The organism is Noviherbaspirillum sp. (assembly GCF_036563305.1).
GTDB lineage: Bacteria > Pseudomonadota > Gammaproteobacteria > Burkholderiales > Burkholderiaceae_D > Noviherbaspirillum.
Genome location: NZ_DATCMQ010000006.1, coordinates 31,075 through 48,443, shown reverse-complemented (window position 1 = coordinate 48,443; position 17,369 = coordinate 31,075). Strand labels below are relative to the sequence as shown.

The 17,369-nt window shown below is 67.0% G+C and carries 18 protein-coding genes; 13 read left to right on the top strand and 5 right to left on the bottom strand.

Going from position 1 to position 17,369, the window contains the following annotated elements:
- Window positions 1-10: 10 nt before the first annotated feature.
- Window positions 11-808 carry a hydratase gene (locus tag VIM12_RS03610; protein WP_331940252.1) on the bottom strand — a complete coding sequence of 266 codons (798 nt, stop codon included), beginning with the start codon at window positions 806-808 and terminating at the stop codon, window positions 11-13.
- A gap of 197 nt (window positions 809-1,005) precedes the next feature.
- Between VIM12_RS03610 and VIM12_RS03605 the strand changes: the two genes are divergently transcribed.
- Complete coding sequence (locus VIM12_RS03605; RefSeq protein ID WP_331940251.1) at window positions 1,006-1,479, top strand: host attachment protein; 474 nt, start codon at window positions 1,006-1,008, stop codon at window positions 1,477-1,479.
- 94 nt (window positions 1,480-1,573) lie between these two features.
- Here the strand turns inward: VIM12_RS03605 and VIM12_RS03600 are convergent, their stop codons facing one another.
- Window positions 1,574-3,256: a rhomboid family intramembrane serine protease gene (locus tag VIM12_RS03600; RefSeq protein ID WP_331940250.1), complete on the bottom strand. Its 1,683-nt coding sequence runs from the start codon at window positions 3,254-3,256 to the stop codon at window positions 1,574-1,576.
- A gap of 117 nt (window positions 3,257-3,373) precedes the next feature.
- Window positions 3,374-4,222, bottom strand: coding sequence for a class I SAM-dependent methyltransferase (locus VIM12_RS03595; RefSeq protein WP_331940249.1), 849 nt, complete (start codon window positions 4,220-4,222; stop codon window positions 3,374-3,376).
- Between the two features lie 156 nt (window positions 4,223-4,378).
- Between VIM12_RS03595 and VIM12_RS03590 the strand changes: the two genes are divergently transcribed.
- A complete protein-coding gene (locus tag VIM12_RS03590) occupies window positions 4,379-5,089 on the top strand; it encodes a helix-turn-helix domain-containing protein (protein ID WP_331940248.1) in 711 nt (236 codons plus the stop codon).
- Between the two features lie 47 nt (window positions 5,090-5,136).
- Window positions 5,137-5,448, top strand: coding sequence for a hypothetical protein (locus VIM12_RS03585; protein ID WP_331940247.1), 312 nt, complete (start codon window positions 5,137-5,139; stop codon window positions 5,446-5,448).
- Between the two features lie 55 nt (window positions 5,449-5,503).
- Here the strand turns inward: VIM12_RS03585 and glp are convergent, their stop codons facing one another.
- Both glp and mobA read right to left on the bottom strand, forming a co-directional pair.
- Window positions 5,504-6,790, bottom strand: a complete 1,287-nt coding sequence (glp, locus tag VIM12_RS03580; protein WP_331940246.1) for a gephyrin-like molybdotransferase Glp — start codon at window positions 6,788-6,790, stop codon at window positions 5,504-5,506.
- A gap of 12 nt (window positions 6,791-6,802) precedes the next feature.
- Entirely contained in the window at window positions 6,803-7,402 is a 600-nt protein-coding gene (gene mobA / locus VIM12_RS03575) for a molybdenum cofactor guanylyltransferase MobA (RefSeq protein ID WP_331940245.1), read from the bottom strand.
- A 286-nt stretch (window positions 7,403-7,688) separates the two neighbouring features.
- On the opposite strand from mobA, the gene VIM12_RS03570 reads away from it, so the two are divergent.
- From VIM12_RS03570 to VIM12_RS03525, 10 genes are all read left to right on the top strand, one after another.
- Window positions 7,689-8,207 (top strand): DUF3305 domain-containing protein, encoded by a 519-nt coding sequence (locus VIM12_RS03570; protein WP_331940244.1) that lies wholly within the window; start codon window positions 7,689-7,691, stop codon window positions 8,205-8,207.
- Window positions 8,197-8,796 carry a DUF3306 domain-containing protein gene (locus tag VIM12_RS03565; RefSeq protein ID WP_331940243.1) on the top strand — a complete coding sequence of 200 codons (600 nt, stop codon included), beginning with the start codon at window positions 8,197-8,199 and terminating at the stop codon, window positions 8,794-8,796. The genes VIM12_RS03570 and VIM12_RS03565 overlap by 11 nt, the downstream gene beginning before the upstream one ends.
- Complete coding sequence (locus tag VIM12_RS03560) at window positions 8,780-10,873, top strand: 4Fe-4S binding protein (protein WP_331940242.1); 2,094 nt, start codon at window positions 8,780-8,782, stop codon at window positions 10,871-10,873. The genes VIM12_RS03565 and VIM12_RS03560 overlap by 17 nt, the downstream gene beginning before the upstream one ends.
- Window positions 10,874-10,877: 4 nt before the next feature.
- Window positions 10,878-11,501, top strand: coding sequence for a TorD/DmsD family molecular chaperone (locus VIM12_RS03555; RefSeq protein ID WP_331940241.1), 624 nt, complete (start codon window positions 10,878-10,880; stop codon window positions 11,499-11,501).
- Between the two features lie 188 nt (window positions 11,502-11,689).
- Window positions 11,690-11,881 (top strand): hypothetical protein, encoded by a 192-nt coding sequence (locus VIM12_RS03550; RefSeq protein ID WP_331940240.1) that lies wholly within the window; start codon window positions 11,690-11,692, stop codon window positions 11,879-11,881.
- 18 nt (window positions 11,882-11,899) lie between these two features.
- On the top strand, window positions 11,900-14,857 hold the full coding sequence (locus VIM12_RS03545; protein WP_331940239.1) for a formate dehydrogenase subunit alpha: 2,958 nt from the start codon (window positions 11,900-11,902) through the stop codon (window positions 14,855-14,857).
- Between the two features lie 13 nt (window positions 14,858-14,870).
- A complete protein-coding gene (gene fdh3B, locus VIM12_RS03540; RefSeq protein ID WP_331940238.1) occupies window positions 14,871-15,503 on the top strand; it encodes a formate dehydrogenase FDH3 subunit beta in 633 nt (210 codons plus the stop codon).
- Window positions 15,500-15,727 (top strand): hypothetical protein, encoded by a 228-nt coding sequence (locus VIM12_RS03535; protein ID WP_331940237.1) that lies wholly within the window; start codon window positions 15,500-15,502, stop codon window positions 15,725-15,727. The genes fdh3B and VIM12_RS03535 overlap by 4 nt, the downstream gene beginning before the upstream one ends.
- 62 nt (window positions 15,728-15,789) lie before the next feature.
- Window positions 15,790-16,956 carry a formate dehydrogenase subunit gamma gene (locus VIM12_RS03530; RefSeq protein ID WP_331940236.1) on the top strand — a complete coding sequence of 389 codons (1,167 nt, stop codon included), beginning with the start codon at window positions 15,790-15,792 and terminating at the stop codon, window positions 16,954-16,956.
- A gap of 10 nt (window positions 16,957-16,966) precedes the next feature.
- The gene (locus tag VIM12_RS03525) at window positions 16,967-17,365 is read left to right on the top strand and encodes a hypothetical protein (protein WP_331940235.1); all 399 of its coding nucleotides are present in this window, start codon (window positions 16,967-16,969) and stop codon (window positions 17,363-17,365) included.
- Window positions 17,366-17,369 lie beyond the last annotated feature (4 nt).

The window sequence follows — 17,369 nt, the reverse complement described above, 5'->3', positions numbered from 1 at the left end:
CGCGCGCCCGCTAGGCGATGCGGGCCGACAGCATGCCGAGCGGCGGCGTGAATCGCGCCTGCCATTCCTGGCCGCTGCGCAACGGCCAGGCATCGGTCCAGGTGCCGGTCGTGACGACATCGCCGGCTTCCAGGTCCGGCGCGCCGGGACAGGCGCGCAGCTCGGCAAGGAAGTGCTGCAGGGCACGCAGGGGGCTGTCGAGCACGTTCCCGCCGCGGCCCTCTTCCACCAGCCGCCCGCCCTCGTACAGCCCGACGGTGGCGGCGGCAAGGAAACGGTCGAGTGCTGCCGCACTCCCTGCAACATGCCTGACCGGGATCTTCGTGCCGACCAGCAGCGACGCATGCAGGCCGCTGTCGGCGACGGTGTCCGGCGCGGTGAAGCGCCACTCCGGCAGGTGCGACTGCACCACCTCGAAGCCGGGCGCGGTCCAGTCGATCGCATCGAACAGCGCATCCATGCCGGCGTCGGTTTCGGGCCGTGTCCGCATGCCGAACACGACCTCCGGCTCGATCCTCGGCTGGCAGGTAGTGGCCAGGTCGATCACGCCCTGCCCCTCGCAGGTGCGCAGCGTCGTGTTCCACACGGTCCCCCAGATCGGCCCGAAGACCTGGTAACGGGACCAGATGGTGCGATTGGTGAAACCGATCTTGAAGCCGGCCGGCCGCTCGCCGCGCGCGATGCGCAGGCGGCGCACCGCCAGCGCCTGCTGGTAGGCGGCGGGTAGCGCCGGGCCGCCGACCTCCCCGGGGGCATGCGGCCAAAGGCGGCCATGGTCCAGGTGTTCCAGCAGTGCTTGCGGCGTCATGCGCCTCTCCTTCTTGTCGGGAAAGGGTAAGTGTAGCGCCGACTGAAAAGCCGCATCGGCGCAAGCCGGTCCATGGCTGGAAAGCATTGCTCGTGAAGCACCGGATCGCCTGGGCACCGCGCAGCATCCGGCACACGGAACAATTCCGCCGCTTCGACCATCGAAACTTTCTTTCCTGAGTATTAAGAGGACACGTTATGGGTGCAAACTGGATTGTTTCAGCGAACGCAAGTCGGGCACGAATCTTCTCGCAGGACACGGCGAACGCGGCCTTGCAGGAAATCGACGACATGGTCAACGAGGGGGCGCGCCTGCGTACCCAGGACATGGAGAACGAGACGGACAAGATCGGTCCGACTTCCGGCACAAAGAGCATGCACAACACGGGTGGCGCGGTGCCCAACAAGCAGTACGAGCCGCCGGTGACGCCGGACAAGCAGCAGGCGGAGCTGTTTGCGCGTGACCTTGCCGAGTACCTGCTCAAGGCGCGGCGCGACGGGCGCTTCGACCAGCTGTCGCTGGTGATATCGCCGCAGTTCCTGGGCGCGGTACGCAAGCTGCTCGATGCGGAGGTGGAATCGGCGGTGAAGTTGGAAATCAACAAGGACTACACGCATTTCGGCGCGCAGCAGTTGCTGGAGCACATACAGGCGCACAACACCAAGCACTAGGACGACGTGGCGGCGCGGGGCACGCGGGGCAGTACCTGCGGGCATTCCGCACCGCCCTGTCTGCATCTTCCCGCGGGCGGCACCGGCGGCCTGGCTAGCTTTTTTGCCCGGCCTTTGCCGCCGCCGCCCGTTTCTGCATCCGCTCGTTCAACTGCTGCATCTCGTCCTCGATCGCGCTTGCCCGCTGCGGATCGACCGGGTGGAATTTGCCATCCGCATCGACAACCGAATCCATCGCCAGCATTTCGGCCAGGAGCTCGGCCGTCCTGGCGAGGTCCTGCACCAGCGGCTCCCGCGGGTCGCCCGGACGCATGTAGATGGCCGCAAGGTCCGCGTGCAGCTTCCGGAATACCGGTGCGTGCACGCGACGGGTTCTTTCATCCATTTCGCTTTCCGGCATTGCGCCGTTCTTCACCGCCTGCTCATCCTCCTGCAGGACCTTGAATGCCCCCTTCAGGCGCGCCATGCCCGACTCGAACTGGGCAATGCCGTCGAACGCCCGGCGCTGGTCGACCGCCGCAGCCGGCGCGGTGGCAGCAACGCCGACGGTGAGCGCCGCGACGAGGGCGACGGCGGCGGCGGCCCTGGTCCGGAACTGCCGGTGGAAATGCGCGGCATCGAATCGCTCCGGCAGGACACAGGCAAGCAGGCAGCCGCCGATCAGGCCGCCCACGTGCGCGGCGTTGTCGATCCCCTGCCTGCCGAGGCCCTGCACCAGCGAATAGACGACGAAGAAACCGATGCTGGTCAGCGTCTGCTTGCCGAACATCTTGGGCAGCTTGTCGCGATGCTGCAGGACGGCCACCAGCAGCGCACCGGCCACGCCGAAGACCGCGCCGGAAGCGCCGACCGATACCGACTGCTGGGCGGAGAAATGCAGGCTCAGCGCGCTGCCGGTCAGACCGGCGCCGAGGTAGATCAGCGCGAACAGCCGGTGGCCGTAGATCCGTTCCACGGTGACGCCGGCGCCGATCAGGCCGGCCATGTTCATCAGCAGGTGCAGCACGCCGCTATGCAGGAAGGTCGCCGTCAGCAGCCGCCACCATTCGCCGCGCTGCACCTCGGAGGCGGCATTGCCGCCCCAGTCCAGCGCCTGGGAAGCGGCGGCATGCATCACGTCGGCGCCGAGATTGAGGGTGATGGCCCAGACCAGCACATTGGTCGCCACGAGGGCATAGGTGACCCAGAGGGTGGGTGCGAGGGCTTTCAGCCGCGCCTGGAATGCCCGTTCCTCGGCGAGCGGGTTGGCAACCGGCTGCAGCCCGCCGCCGAAGAACTGCAGGCGCAGGGTCACTGCCTCGAACAGCCGGTCCTGGTCTTCCCTGGAGAACGGCGCGAGGTTGATGGCCGGACGCGCCGGATTGACGCCGGTCCAGAAGCCGCGCCGGTCGCGCCTGCCGCTGGCGGGGGACAGGCGCAATTGCAGATGGGGGACCCCCTGGACCTGCTCGAAACCGATGCTGTCGATTTCGTCCCAGCGGTAGCGCCTGGATTTGCCGGTCAGTCGCGGTGACGCCAGGCCTTCCGCGCTCAGCGTGACCAGCGGGCGGCCGGGCTTGAGCTGCCGCCGGAGCAGCAGCTCGAAGAGCCCGGCGCCGAACAGGACCAGCGCCGCGATCGTGAGGAGCCGGTCCGGCGACTGGCGCATCGCCAGCGCGATGGTGACGAGGATGCCCGCGCAGCAGATCCAGTTCCAGCGGCGGGCGGTCCCGACACGGCTGCTGCCCGAAGAATAGAAGTGCTGCTCGGCGGTCCCGCTGTGCTGCCTGTCGTCCATCCTGTCGCCCCGGCGAAAATGCGCGTAGCGACGTCCAACATGGACTGTCGCCGGCGAAACATTTTATGCCAGAAACGGGGCCGCACAGCGGGCGGAGCGGCACGCATCGACGGACGTTCAGCCGGCGCGCGTCGCACTCACCTCGATGTACTCGGCCTCGACATGGGTGGTGTCGTCCTGTGCCCGGTTGTTGGCCTGCCAGAGCTGCGCCAGGTCGCCCAACAAGGCATCCTGCCCCGCGGGATCGAGCGCGGCCTTGGCGCGCACCGTGGGACCGTAGTAGGTGCAGAAGAAGTCCGCGACGGCTTTCGGCGGGAACGGATAGGTCATCGGATAGGTGCGGCGGGTGACCGTCAGGCCGGTGGTGCCGTTGGACAGGCGCTCGCGCACGGTCGCCTCGTCGCCCCATTTCAGCGGCGACGGCATCAGCGCCGGCGGCGGCACATGCTTGCCGATGATCTTGAACATCTGGCCGACATGGCCTTCGGGCGTCCAGTTCGCCATCACGATCCGGCCCCCGGGACGGCAGACGCGGATCAGCTCGGCGGCCACCAGCTCGGGGCGGGGCGCGAACATCGCGCCGATCAGGCTGACCACGACATCGAACGCGCCGTCCGGATACGGCAGCGCCTCGGCGTCGCCTTCGTCAAACTGCGCGTTTATGCCTTCTGCCGCCGCCCGCGCGCGCGCCTGCTCGATCAGGTTGGCGGCGATGTCGACCCCTGTCACCTGCACGCCCGCCTTCGCCGCCGGGATCGCGATCTGTCCCGCGCCACAGGCGACATCCAGCATCCGGGTGCCGGGGGGAATCGACAGTCCCGCAAGAAAATCCAGCGCGCCGGGCGCGAGGTAGGTGGCGAAATGGCCGTAGTCGCCCGACATCCAGGTAGCCTTCAGCTTGGTCTTCAGCGCCTGCATTTCCGGCGTCATTTCCGTGGTCCGGTCTATCTCGGTTGTTGCACTCATTGCATTCTCCAATTCAGTCACGGGTGGGAAAAGCCGCGCGGCAAGACTGTGATGCCGCGACGGGGAAAACAGCGATGCGAGGGCACAGGCTGCGCTTGACCACCCCTGGTGTCCAGTCCAGAATCTGAAGCGTTTGTCGTCCGCGTGGAGGCAGCCATGGAAGAGAGCTACGGTCAGTTCTGCACGGTGGCGCGCGCCGCCGAAGTGCTCGGCGGCAGGTGGACGCCGCTGGTGGTGAGGGAGCTGCTTTGCGGCAGCAAGCGCTTCAACGACCTCCGGCGCGGCGTGCCGCGCATGTCGACCAGCCTGCTCGCGGAGCGGCTGCGGCAACTGGAAGGCGTGGGCATCGTGCGTCGCCACGCCAGCGGCAAGGTCTGGGAATACAGCCTGACGGAAGCCGGCGAAGAACTGCGCCCCATCATCATGGCCCTGGGGCACTGGGGCGCGCGCTGGGTCGGCAGCGACCTGCGGGACGATGAACTGGACGCGGCGCTGCTGATGTGGGATGTCCGGCGCTCGGTGCGCGTGACGGAATTTCCGCCGCACCCGGTGGTCGTCCACTTCCATCTCCCCGACGCCCGCGCCGGCGAGCGTTACTGGTGGCTGGTGGTCGAGGATGGTGTCGCCGACCTGTGCCGCGACGATCCCGGCCGCGAACTGACGCTGCTGGTGCATGCCAGCGTGCGCACGCTGACCGAGGTCTGGCGCGGCGACCTGGCACCGCGCGAAGCCTGCCGCACGCGCATGCTGCGCATCGAGGGTCCTGAGCGGGATGCACAGAACCTGTGGCGCTGGCTGGGCACCAGTACGTTCGCTCTCACGCGGGCCCAGGCGGTGGCGGACGCGCAGCAGGGGTTCAGGCACTGAGCCAGGCCGGGCAAGTACAATGCGGTTTTTTTCAGGAGAGGCGCAGGATGAGAAAAACCCTGCTGCTGACGATACTGGCGGCGACAGCATCCGCGTTCACGGCCGCCGCCCCGGCCCGCGCGGAGGATTGCGCCGAGTTCCAGGAACTGCGCGCCCAGCGCGACGAAGCGCTGCGCAAGAAGGACGCCGGCCAGTACTGCAAGGCGCTCTCCGGCCTGATGAAGCTGCATCCGGAAGCGCAGCCGTCGGAAGCGAAACTGAAGTGCGAGGCCGGCAACATGCCGGTCAAGTCCTGGAACGCAACCCGCCCGCAGGTGATCTCGATGATGAAGGAAACCTACACGCAGCAGTGCAGGTAGGCATGCCCTTGACGGCGCCGGCCAGCGGCGGGCACAACCGGTGCGCCGCCCGCCTTCACACCAGCCCCTCGAACACCACCACGTCCACCATCTCGCCCGGCTGCACCGTCCCCTGGCTGTCGCCCAGCACCACCATGCAGTTGGCCTCGACCATCGAGCGCAGGATGCCGGATCCCTGCGCGCCGGTGGTTCGCACCCGGCGTATGCCGTCGTCGCCGACCGAGAGGATGCCGCGCTGGTACTCGGTGCGGCCCGGCTTCTTGCGGATCGCGGATTGCGATTCGGCGCGCAGCACGGGTAGCGGCGTCTCCTGTGCGCCCATCATCCGCAGCAGCGCATTGCGCGCGAAGAAGTAAAAGGTCACCATCACCGCCACCGGATTCCCCGGCAGGCCGAACAGATAGGCGCTGCGTCCGTTCGAGGCGATGCGGCCGAAGGCCATTGGCCTGCCGGGACGCATGCCGATCTTCCAGAAGCTGACTTCGCCGAGCGTCGCCATCATCTGCCGGGTGTAGTCCGCCTCGCCGACCGACACGCCGCCGGTGGTGATCACGGCGTCCGCATTCTCGCAGGCGCTGCGGAAGGCAGCCTCCAGCAACGCCGGCTCATCCTTCACCACCCCCATGTCGATCAGCTCGCAACCGAGGCGGGTGAGCATGCCGTGCAAGGTGTAGCGGTTGCTGTCGTAGACGCTGCCCGCATCGAGCGGCTCGCCGATCGAGCGCAGTTCGTCGCCGGTGGAAAAGAACGCCACGCGCAGGCGGCGCTGCACCGGCACTTCGGCAATGCCGAGCGAGGCAAGCAGTCCGAGGTCGGCGGGACGGATTACCCTGCCCCTTGCCAGCGCCGGCTTGCCGGCTTCCAGGTCCTCTCCCCGGAACCGGCGGTTGTCGCCGGTCTTCACCGCGCCGGCGGGAATCGTGACGGCGGTCGCGGTCGCCTCGCGCGTGAATTCCTGCGGCACCACGGTGTCGCAGCCGCGCGGCATCGGCGCGCCGGTCATGATGCGCACGCACTCGCCGCTGCCCACCGCGCCGTCGTAGCCGTTGCCGGCATAGGCGGTGGCCACCACCTTCAGCGTCAGCGACGCCCCGGCTTCAAGGGCCGCACCGGCGAACGCGTAGCCGTCCATCGCCGAATTGTCGTGCTGGGGCACGTCGATCGGCGACACGATGTCCTCGGCCAGCACCCGGTCCAGGGCGCTGCGCAGCGCCAGCTTCTCCACCGCATGGATGGGCGTGACGAAGTCGCGGATGATCTGCTGCGCCTGCGCCACCGGCACGGCATCCGGATCGTAGTCGGACAGGCAGCTGATGACGTCGGAGAGGCGGGGAATGGACATGGCGTAGGAAGGTCAGGATTGCTCGAACCGGCGCAGCTCGTCGACGGTGTTGATATTGCGGAAGGCATCCGGATCGGGAAACGGCACCTCGACAAAGCGCAGCGAGCGGTACCACTTGTCGATCTTCCTGCCGCCGTCCTGCAGGAAGGCGTTCAGGCTGGGCAGCACGCCCGCCTGCATCAGGCAGAACACCGGCTGCGGTTGTCGGCGCCCCTCTTCCTCGGTGACCGCGACCGCAAGTTCGGCGTCGGCATCGTCCAGGGCGTCGGCCAGGCGCTCGACCAGGTCGGCGGGCAGGAATGGCGAGTCGCAGGGCACGGTGACCAGGTAGCCGGTATCGCAGCGCGCGAGCCCGGTCTGCAGTCCGGCGAGCGGTCCTTCGAAGCCGCCGAGCTGGTCCGGCCAGACCGGATAGCCGAAGCCTTCGTAGGGGCCGAGGTTCTGGTTGGCGTTGATGATGATGGTACCGACCTGCGGCGCCAGCCGCATGATCACTTGCAGCACCATCGGGCCGCCGCGGAACGTCTGCAGTCCCTTGTCGACGCTGCCCATCCGGGTTCCGCGTCCGCCGGCAAGGACCAGGCCGGTAATGTGTGTAGGATCGATCGTCATAGTCCGATGGCTGCAGATAGAGATGGTCGCGTCGGTTGCCCGGTGCGCCGGCGCGCGTTGGCAGGAAGCAAGGCTCCGGCAGGTCGCGCGGCCACGACCGCCGGCCGCGGCGCAGGAGATTGTATGTCCTTGCCGCTTTGCTTGTCGAATGACACGGCGGGGATAGCAAACCCCTGTCAGGCTGTGGTTGGGCCGGCGGAAACGGAAACCTGTGCAGCGTTCCGGATTTTGGCGCACTATTACAGAAACATCAGCCACCGGGTCAGCACAGGTAGCCACAGAAAAGATGGAGACAGAATCCCTCGCGATTGCCGTGGTCATGCAGCGTACCCCGCTCGCCAGCCGCTGGCAGCCGTATCAATGGAAGCCGGTCGAAGTCACGGCCGATCCGCTGCTTGCAGGCGTGGACCGCCGCTGCCTGCGCAATGACGAGGCCGACACCCGCTGGCTGTTCGGCGGCTTCGACGTCAAGCTCTACCGCGACGAGGCGGAAGGCTATTTCCTCAATGCCGACGCGCCGCAGCCCTGCTGGTTCGTGATGTGGCGGCTGGAAGGCGTCGACGGCGCGGAAGTCGCGGTCCCGAAACAGGTCACCCTGTCCTACAACCAGGCGGCGCGGCTGATGGACGGCGGCGAACAGGTGGATACGCTGCCGGCGTCGCCGGCCATCATCGAACGCCTCAATGCCTTCGTGCAGGAATACTACCGGCCCGAACCGAAGCGCAAGCGCCGCAAGCCGTCCTTCGAGGGAGGCGCCGGCGTGGACCAGATGGCGCGCGCGGAAGGAGAGCAGGATGGAAGCTGAAAGCTTCTTCGCACGCTGGGAAAAGCGCAATGCGGAAAAGCGCATTGACGACCAGCGCAGTGCCGAACAACGCGAGGCGACGCAGGGGCCGGCCAGTTCGTCGGGCGCGGCCCCGCCGGCGCCGCCGACGATGGACGAGGTCGGGCAACTCAGCGTCGATTCCGACTTCACGCGTTTCGTTGCCCGCGGCGTCGACGAGGACGTGCGGCGCGCTGCAATGAAGAAGCTGTTTGCCGATCCGCAGTTCAACGTGATGGACGGGCTCGACGTCTACATCGAGGACTACAACACATTCACCCCGATTCCCGCCCATGTGCTGTCGGCGCTCAACCATGCGAAGGCGCTGCTCGATCCGCTGGCGCACCTGCAGCATCCGGCGATGCGGCTGATTGACGCGCTCGGCGCGCCCGATGACCGGAAGCCTCCGGAACAGGCGCAGCTGCCGGAGCAGGCCCGGAAGCCGGACCTGCAGGCCGCCGGTGCGGACGAAGGCGGCGAACAGGCGGAACAGGTGAAACAAGCGGAACAGGGTCAACCATCCGCACAGTCGAAGACGGAAGGACAGCAGGACGATGCCAACCCAATTTAAAGTTTGCAGCTGCAATCGCACCATGCCGCTCGATGCGGCCGCCGGCGCCACGCTCGGCCAGGCCCTCGGCACCGAGGCGCTGCAGCCCGCGACCCAGTTGTGCCGGCGAGAGGTCGGCAGCTACCTGGAGACGCTCGAAAGCGGACAGCCCGCAGTGGTCGCCTGCACCCAGGAACGGGCGCTGTTCGCCGAACTGGCGGAGCAACGGCAGGCCGGCGCGCCCCTCCGCTTCGTCAACATCCGCGAGACCGGCGGCTGGGGCAGGCAGGCCGGCCAGGCCGTGCCGAAGATGGCGGCGCTGCTGGCCGCCGCCGCCCTGCCCGACCCGGATCCGGTGCCGGAAGTGAACTATGTCTCCGGCGGCAATGTGCTGCTGATCGGCCCGTCCGAGCGCGTGCTGCCGTGGGCGAAGCGGCTCGGCGGCGAGCTCGACGTCAGCATGCTGCTGACGTCCGGGCACGGCGGCGAGCCGCTGCTGGAACGGCGCTTTCCGACCTTCTCCGGCGACCGTGTCCGCGTCTCCGGCTGGCTCGGCGCGTTCAAGGTGCAATGGCAGCAGGCCAATCCGATCGACCTCGAACTCTGCACCCGCTGCAACGCCTGCATCGCGGCATGCCCGGAGGGCGCGATCGACCTCAGCTACCAGATCAACCTCGACGCCTGCACTGCGCACCGCGACTGCATGAAGGCCTGCAGCGCGATCGGCGCCATCGATTTCAACCGCGAGGCGCAGCAGCGCGAGGCCGCGTTCGACCTGGTGTTCGACCTGTCCGACCAGCCGCTGATCAGCCTGCACCAGCCGCCGCAAGGTTACTTTGCGCCCGGCGCCGACGTGCTCCGGCAAGCGGAGCACGCGCTGCAGCTGTCGCAGATGACAGGCGAGTTCACCAAGCCGAAGTTCTTTGTCTACAAGGAAAAACTCTGTGCCCACGGCCGCAATCGCAAGACCGGCTGCAATGCCTGCATCGACATCTGCTCGACCGCAGCGATCGACCATGACGGCGACCGCATCAAGGTCAATCCCAACCTCTGTGCAGGTTGCGGCGCCTGCACCACGGTATGCCCCTCCGGCGCGCTGACCTATGCCTATCCGCGCCCCGCCGACATCGGGCTGCGCCTGAAGACCATGCTCGCCACGTATGCGCGGGCCGGGGGACGACAGCCCGCGCTGCTGCTGCACAGCCAGCAGCAGGGGGCGCTCCTGGTCGAACAGCTCGGCCGGCTGGCCGGCAGCAAGGCCGCGCACGGCCTGCCCGCGCGCGTGATGCCGGTCGACCTGCACCATGTCGCCTCCACCGGCATCGATGTCTGGCTCAGCGCGATTGCCTACGGTGCGACCAACGTCATGCTGCTGGCTACCGGCGAGGAAGCGCCGCAGTACTTGGAGGCGCTGGAACAGCAGGCGGAGATCGCGCAGGTCATCCTGAACGCGCTCGGCTACCAAGGCCGGCACGTGGTGCTGCTGCGCGCGTCGGACCCGCTGGCGCTGGACCGCGAATTGCAGCGGCCGCAGCCCGCGACGGTGCCGGCGCTGGCGGCGACCTGGAATATCGCCGCCGACAAGCGCAACACACTGGAATTCGTCTTCGATCACCTGCTCAAGCATGCGCCGGCGCCGGCGACCGAAATTCCGCTGCCCGCCGGTGCGCCCTTCGGGGCCATCCGCGTCAATACGTCGGCCTGTACCCTCTGCATGTCCTGCGTCGGCGCCTGTCCCGAATCGGCGCTGATCGACAACCCCAACCTGCCGCAGCTGCGCTTCATCGAGCAGAACTGCGTGCAGTGCGGACTGTGCGAAAAGACCTGCCCGGAGAACGCCATCAGCCTGGCGCCCCGCCTGCTGCTGGACGAGCGGGCGAAGCAGCGGGTGGTGCTCAACGAGGCTCAGCCCTTCCACTGCATCCGCTGCGCCAAGCCGTTCGGCACGCTGCAGATGGTGGAGAACATGCTGACCCGGCTGGCGGGCCACGGCGCATTCGCCGGCAACCTGGACCGCATCAAGATGTGCGGCGACTGCCGCGTGATCGACATGATGCAGGGTGGTCGCGAAACCAGCATCCTCGACCTGAAACGGTGATCCGATGACGACTTCCACCTCGAGCCAGCCGTTGAGATTCGAAGCGCCCGACCAGGGCGAGGAGACGGCGCGCGCGGACCTGTACGGCCTGCTGGCGCAGCTGTTCTATGCGCCTCCCGGCCAGGAACTGCTCGGCATGATCGCCGACTATCCTTCCGCCGGCGATGGCGCGCTGCAGCATGCCTGGAACGACCTGGGCGACGCCTGCCGGGAGGCTGGCGCGCAAAAGGTGCGGGACGAATACGAGCACCTGTTCATTGGGGTCGGCAAGCCCGAGCTCATGCTGTACGCGTCCTACTACCTGTCCGGCTTCCTGATGGAGAAGCCGCTTGCTGCACTGCGGGATGACCTTGCGGCGCTCGGCCTGGCCCGCAGCGAGAGCATGCCGGAGAGCGAGGACCACATCGCTGCGCTGTGCGAGGTGATGCGGTACCTGATCGCGTCGGACGACGTCCGACACGCCAACCTCGCGACGCAGAAGCAGTTTTTCCAGACCCATCTTCAGCCCTGGGCCGGCGAGATGTGCGATGCGATCGCCCACCATCCGCAGGCGGTGTTCTATTCCCGCGTTGCACAACTGGCGCGCCGGTTTTTCGAGGTGGAGGCGCAGGCATTCGACATGGCGTGAAAAAAATTCATGCCGCGTCAAAAACTTTTTCCGCCGCCGGCTGGCGTCATGGAAAGCGCGAGGGAAGTGTGCTAACTTGAAAAGATAAGAAGCTGAAGCGGCATCCGGCACAAGAACCAGATTTGCATGTAGCGCACGGAAGTTGCCAGACAAACCAAGCGCAGGAGCACCCTGCCGAGGAGACAAGCATGCCTGAACAGTCCAAGATCAAGCGGCGCACCTTCTTCGCCGCCCTGGGCGGAGCCGCCGCAGCCGGCATCGCCGCAAAGATCGCTTCGAAGACGGAAGTACCGCTGGCCACCGCGCCGAAGGAACCGGCGGGCACCGGCTACCGCCTGAGCGAGCACATCAAGAAGTACTACCGCACCACCACCATCTAACCGACTCCGGAGATGACCATGCTGTTAACCCGCAAAGGGCAGGCAGGGCTGCGCTCGCCCGACCGTTTTGTTTCCAGCCTCGCCGACAGCCTGTCGCGCGCGCTGCCCACCATGGACCGGCGCACCTTCCTGAAACGCTCAGGCATCGGCATCGGCGCCGGCATCGCCGCGTCCCAGCTCAACCTGATCCGGAAAGCCGAGGCCGCGAGCGGCAATCCGGCCGGCGGCAAGATCGAGGTCCGGCGCACCGTCTGCACCCACTGCTCGGTGGGCTGCGCGGTCGACGCCGTGGTGGAGAACGGCGTATGGGTACGCCAGGAACCGGTGTTCGACTCGCCGATCAACCTCGGCGCCCACTGCGCCAAGGGCGCTGCGCTGCGTGAGCACGGTCACGGCGAATACCGGCTGAAATATCCGATGAAGCTGGTCAACGGCAAGTACCAGCGCATCAGCTGGGACCAGGCGCTGAACGAAATCTCCGCGCAGATGCTGGAACTGAAGAAAGCCAGCGGCCCCGACTCCCTGTTCTTCATCGGCTCGTCCAAGCACAACAACGAACAGTCAGCGCTGCTGCGCAAGTTCGTGTCGTTCTTCGGCACCAACAACACCGACCACCAGGCCCGCATCTGCCACTCGACCACCGTGGCCGGCGTCGCGAACACCTGGGGCTATGGCGCGATGACCAACAGCTACAACGATATGCAGAACGCCAAGGCGATCATGTATATCGGGTCCAATGCCGCCGAGGCGCATCCGGTGTCGATGCTGCACATGCTGCATGCGAAGGAGAACGGCACCAAGGTGATCGTGGTCGATCCCCGCTACACGCGTACCGCCGCCAAGTCCGACCAGTACGTGCGCATCCGTTCCGGCACCGACATCCCCTACCTGTACGGGATGCTGTACCACATCTTCAAGAACGGCTGGGAAGACAAGCAGTACATCAACGACCGCGTCTACGGCATGGACAAGGTGCGGGAAGAAGTGATGAAGTGGACGCCGGAGGTGGTGGAGGAAGCCTGCGGCGTGCCGGAAGCCGAGGTCTACAAGGCGGCGGAGACGATGGCCAAGAACCGCCCCTCGTCGCTGGTATGGTGCATGGGCCAGACCCAGCACTCGATCGGCAACGCGATGGTGCGCGCCTCCTGCATCGTGCAGCTTGCGCTCGGCAACATCGGCGTCGCCGGGGGCGGCGCGAACATCTTCCGCGGCCACGACAACGTGCAGGGCGCGACCGACGTCGGCCCCAATCCCGACTCGCTTCCCGGCTATTACGGCCTGGCGACCGGCTCGTGGAAGCACTGGGCGGCGGCCTGGGGCGTCGACTACGAGTGGATCAAGAAGCAGTACGCGTCGCAGGCGATGATGGAAAAGTCCGGCACCACGGTGTCGCGCTGGATCGACGCCGTGCTGGAGAAGAACGAGCTGATCGACCAGGACAGCAATGTGCGGGGAGTGGTGTTCTGGGGGCACGCCCCGAACTCGCAGACGCGCGGGCTCGAGATGAAGAAGGCGCTGGACAAGCTCGACCTGCTGGTGGTGATCGACCCCTACCCTTCCGCCACGGCGGCCATGGCGGCAATGAAGGTCGACGGCCAGGAACTCAACCCGAAGCGCGCGGTGTACCTGCTGCCGGCGGCGACGCAGTTCGAGACCTCGGGATCGGTCACCGCGTCCAACCGTTCCCTGCAGTGGCGGGAGAAGGTGATCGAGCCGCTGTTCGAGTCGCGCACCGACCACATGATCATGTACCAACTGGCGGAAAAGCTCGGCTTCGGCAAGGAGCTGGTCGCCAAGATCAAGCTGGTGCCCGGCAAGGGCGGCATGATGGAACCCGAGCCGGAAGACATGCTGCGCGAGATCAACCGCGGCACCTGGACCATCGGCTACACCGGCCAGTCGCCGGAACGGCTGAAGGCGCACATGCGCAACATGCACATGTTCGACGTCAAGACCCTCAAGTGCAAGGGCGGCAAGGATGCCGCCACCGGCTACGACCTCACCGGCGACTACTTCGGCCTGCCCTGGCCCTGCTTCGGCACCGCCGAACTGAAGCATCCCGGCTCGCCGAACCTGTACGACACGACCAGGCACGTGATGGACGGCGGCGGCTGTTTCCGCGCCAACTTCGGGGTGGAGCGCGAGGGCGTCAACCTGCTGGCGGAGGACGGCGTGCATTCGGTGGGATCGGACATCACCACCGGGTATCCGGAGTTCGACCATGTGCTGCTGAAGAAGCTGGGCTGGTGGGACGACCTGACCGAGGCCGAGAAGAAGGCGGCCGAAGGCAAGAACTGGAAGACCGACCTGTCCGGCGGCATCCAGCGCGTCTGCCTGAAGGTGCACGGCGTCCATCCCTTCGGCAATGCCAAGGCACGCGCGGTGGTCTGGAACTTCCCCGACCCGGTGCCGCTGCACCGCGAGCCGCTGTACGGCACGCGGCCGGACCTCGTCGCCAAGTACCCGACGCACGACGATAAGATGGCCTTCTGGCGTCTGCCGACGCTGTACAAGTCGGTGCAGCAGAAGAACATCGAGACGAAGATGTACGAGAAATTCCCGATCATCCTGACCTCCGGCCGCCTGGTGGAGTACGAAGGCGGCGGCGAGGAAACCCGTTCCAACCCGTGGCTGGCGGAACTGCAGCAGGATGCCTTCGTCGAGATCAACCCGCAGGCGGCATCCCAGCGCGGCATCCGCAACGGCGAATACGTGGTGGTCTCGACACCCACCGGCGCGCGCCTCAAGGTCAAGGCCCTGGTCACGCCGCGGGTCGGCCCGGACACCGCGTTCATCCCCTTCCACTTCTCCGGATGGTGGCAGGGCAAGGACATGCTCGAGTACTACCCCGAAGGCGCCGCGCCGGTGGTGCGCGGCGAGGCGGTCAATACCGCGACGACCTACGGCTACGACTCGGTGACCATGATGCAGGAAACCAAGACCACCATCTGCAACATCGAACGCTACAGCGCCTGACCAGGGGGATGACATGGCAAGGATGAAATTCATTTGCGACGCGGAGCGCTGCATCGAGTGCAACAGCTGCGCGACGGCCTGCAAGAACGAGAACGAAGTGCCGTGGGGCGTCAACCGGCGGCGCGTGGTCACGGTCAACGACGGCGTGATCGGCCAGGAGAAGACCATTTCGGTGGCCTGCATGCACTGCTCCGATGCGCCCTGCATGGCGGTCTGCCCGGTCGACTGCTTCTACCGCACCGACGAGGGCGTGGTGCTGCACAACAAGGATGCCTGCATCGGCTGCGGCTACTGCTCGTACGCCTGCCCGTTCGGCGCGCCGCAGTTCCCGTCGAGCGGCACTTTCGGCCTGCGCGGCAAGATGGACAAATGCACGTTCTGCGCGGGCGGTCCGGAGGAAAACGGCTCGAAGGCCGAGTTCGAAAAGTACGGCCGCAACCGCCTGGCCGAGGGCAAGCTGCCGGCCTGCGCCGAGATGTGCTCGACCAAGGCGCTGCTGGGGGGCGACGGCGACGTGGTGGCCGACATTTTCCGCACCCGCGTGATCCAGCGCGGCAAGGGCAGCGAGGTCTGGGGCTGGGGCACGGCCTACGGCCAGCCGACCGCACCCGCGCAGACCAAGGCGCCGGAAGGGAAGAAATCATGAAGCCGCTCCTGACACTGGCGGCCTGCGGGCTGCTGCTCGCCGCCTGCGGCGAGACCGACCAGGCAAAGACCGCCGGCACCACCAATCGCAGCGACGTCGCGCCCGCGCAAGGCACGAAGAACGGCTACGCGGTGAGCGGCTGGACCGCCGGCAACCAGGGCAGCTGGGAAAACCACATCCGCGCGCGCGGCCAGCTGCAGAACGAGTACCAGAAAGTGAACTAGCGCCGGCAGCCATGGCGACCGGCGGCCGTATTCATGGCCGCCCATGCAGGAGGGACAAGCTCATGTACAAATGGATCACCGGCCTCGCCCTGTCCACGTTGCTCGCCGCCGGCATGGCGGTGGCGCAGGAGACAAAGCCTGCGCCACCCGCTTCGGCATCCCAACCGGCTCAACCGGCGCAGGCCGCCCCCGCGCCCGCCCTGCCCAATGTCGAGTCGGCCGACATCCTCAAGCAGAACCAGGCCGAACGCAATCGGGTCCAGCCGGGCAACAACGCGCCGGTCTGGCGCGCGATCAAGGACGGCGGGGCGCACTACTCCAGCCTGCCGGGCGCGGAAAGCGGCGTGCTGATCCAGCCGAAGGCGCAGTTTCCGGGACAGGCCTACGGCACCACCGCCGGCGAGGCATGGCGCCAGTACCGCAACGGTCCGCTGACGTCGATCGGGGCCGGCCTGCTGCTGGCGGTGCTGTTCGTGATGGTGCTGCTCTACTTCATCAAGGGGCCGGTCCGCAACCAGCATGCGCCGACCGGACGCCTGATCGAACGGTTCACGCCGGCCGAGCGGTTTGTCCACTGGGCGGTGGCAATCAGCTTCGTGCTGCTGGCGGCGACCGGCATCATCATCCTGTTCGGCAAGCACTTCCTGCTGCCGCTGTTGGGACACACGCTGTTCAGCTGGCTGGGCTACGCCTGCAAGAACATCCACAACTTCGTCGGGCCGCTGTTCACCGTATCGATCATCGTGTTTTTCGTGATGTACGTGCGGGACAACCTGCCGGCCAGGGAGGATCTCGGCTGGCTCGCGCGCCTGGGCGGCCTGGTCGGCGGAAAAACGCCGCGCGCGGGCCGCTTCAATGCCGGCGAAAAGATCTGGTTCTGGGGCGGGTTGACGGTGCTCGGCCTGGTGGTCAGCGCATCCGGTTTCGTGCTCGACATGCTGGTGCCCGGCCTGGCCTACACCCGCGCCGACATGCAGGTCGCCAACATCGTCCACGTCGTCGGCACGGTCCTGATGATGGCGGGCTCGATCGGACATATCTATCTCGGCACGGTCGGGATGGAAGGCGCCTACCAGGGCATGCGCCACGGCTATGTCGACGATACCTGGGCCAGGGAGCATCACGATCTCTGGTATGAACAAGTGCAGAACGGCGATGTCCCACGGGTGCGCAGCCGGGCCCGCGCGCAACAGCGAGGACCGGACGAAGCGCCGGCGCTCAAGGTTTGAGGGAGATACCATGCGTACAAGCTTGATCATGACGACGTCTTTTGCCGCCATCCTCGCCGGCGCCCCGGCCTGGGCCAAGCTGCCCCCGCCGCCGCCCGACAAGGCCGCCGCCGCCGCGGCGGCGAAGGAAAAGGCGGCGCACGGCGAGAAGGTGGCGGCTTTCAAGCTTTGCAAGGCGCAGGACAAGCTGGCGAGCCAATACCTGAAGTCTGACAAGGGCAGCGGCAGGCAGCCGACGCAAACCCCGCCCTGCAGCGACCCGGGACCGTTCGTGCCGTCGGCCTCCGCCCCTGCCACCGCGGCGCCAGCGGCCGGCGCCACCGCCGCAACCCCTGCTGCGGCCACGGCTGCCACCGCCGCAGCAGCGCCGCAGGCACAGGCGCAGGCCGATACCCCCGTCAAGAAATAGGTCT